The organism is Gordonia sp. 852002-10350_SCH5691597 (genome assembly GCF_001665715.1).
Classification (GTDB): Bacteria; Actinomycetota; Actinomycetes; order Mycobacteriales; family Mycobacteriaceae; genus Gordonia; species Gordonia sputi.
In genome coordinates this window covers 1-1,409 of sequence record NZ_LZMO01000123.1, presented here as the reverse complement: position 1 = coordinate 1,409, position 1,409 = coordinate 1, and the positions used below count along the sequence as shown (strand labels likewise).

Annotated in this window: 3 protein-coding genes; 2 read left to right on the top strand and 1 reads right to left on the bottom strand. The window is 64.2% G+C overall.

From position 1 onward, the window contains the following. Positions 1 to 390: TetR/AcrR family transcriptional regulator (locus tag A5777_RS09465; RefSeq protein WP_156529331.1), on the bottom strand; the 390-nt coding region annotated here is incomplete at its 3' end. 53 nt (positions 391 to 443) lie between these two features. Between A5777_RS09465 and A5777_RS09460 the strand changes: the two genes are divergently transcribed. Both A5777_RS09460 and A5777_RS09455 read left to right on the top strand, forming a co-directional pair. After that, on the top strand, positions 444 to 890 hold the full coding sequence (locus A5777_RS09460) for a PaaI family thioesterase (RefSeq protein ID WP_005207873.1): 447 nt from the start codon (positions 444 to 446) through the stop codon (positions 888 to 890). A 70-nt stretch (positions 891 to 960) separates the two neighbouring features. After that, positions 961 to 1,409 (top strand): NAD(P)H-binding protein (locus tag A5777_RS09455; RefSeq protein ID WP_156529330.1); only part of this gene is annotated, 449 nt, incomplete at its 3' end.

Genomic DNA, 1,409 nt, shown 5'->3' with positions numbered 1-1,409 from the left:
CGCCTGGTCGACGACATCCCCGTGCACCTCGGACACGTCGGCGAGACCCAGCATCCGGAAGGCGAGCGGCTCGTCCCGATGGAAGCGCACATACTCCTCGAACGCCGCGCGAGCCGTCGGCGCCCCACCACCGGTTCCCTCGACGCTGCGCCGCATCCGTTCGGCGTGGTCGCGCGCCAGTCGACACGCGACCACCGCGTAGACCTCTGCCTTGCCGTCGGGGAAATTCCCATACAGCGATGTCAGCGCGACGTCGGCGTTCGCAGCGATCGCATCGACCGACGTGCCACGAAATCCGTTGCGTGAGAACAACTCGGCGGCGGCGTCGAGCACAGCGGCCCGCGTCCGCCGTCGTCGTCGATCGCGGGGCTCGTCAAGCAGTGAGGACATGTGCTAATTGTAGTCTGACTACGTTTTCATAGTCCAACTACAGAAGGATCGACATGTCTCCCACGGTCTCCACCTCCGACCTGCCAACACCCACCGACGGCTCCGAGGTGATATCACTACTCATCCCCCGCTCGCCCTTCGTGGCAGAACTCGGGCTACGACTGACCGACATCACCGACGGCCACGCCGAACTGGTCATGCCCTACCGGCCGGAGCTGACGACCATCGGCGAGATGGTCCACGGCGGCGCGATCAGCGCATGTGCGGACATCGGAATCATGGCGGCCGCCTGGGCAGGCCGACCCATTTCCGATCGGCTTCGTGGAGTCACCACCGCGATGTCGGTGAACTTCATCAGCCCACTGATCGCCGACGATCTGCGCATCGTCGCCGACCGCCTCCACAACGGAAATCGGCTGTGCCACTGCACTGTTGATCTGATCTCCGCAACTGCGGGCACACTTGTCGCCCGCGCGACGGGCACCTATCAGATCGGCTGACCAACAACTGCGGACACACTGCGCGCCAATAATTGTTGACACTGCTTACATCGACGCTTAGCGTCGAACCATGCAGACGATCCTTGGCGCCAACGGGCAGATCGGGACAGAGCTCGCTCGCGAGCTCCACCGCAACCACACCCGCGACATCCGCCTCGTCAGCAGACACCCCCGGCGGGTGAACGAGACCGACGAACTTGTCGCCGCCGACCTCATGGATGCCGCCCACACCGACGCCGCTGTCGCGGGAAGCGACATCGCATACCTGACCGTCGGACTGCCCGCCGATTCTCAGATGTGGGCGCAGCGTTTTCCGGTGATGATGCGCAACGCGATCGATGCCTGCGCTCACCACGGCACGAAGCTCGTGTTCTTCGACAACACCTATATGTATCCGATGACGAGTGAGCCACAGACCGAGTACACCCCATTCCGCCCCGCAGGCAGCAAGGGCCGCACGCGCGCGCAGACCGCAACCATGTTGCTCGACGCGATGAACGCGGGAACCGTCGACGCCGT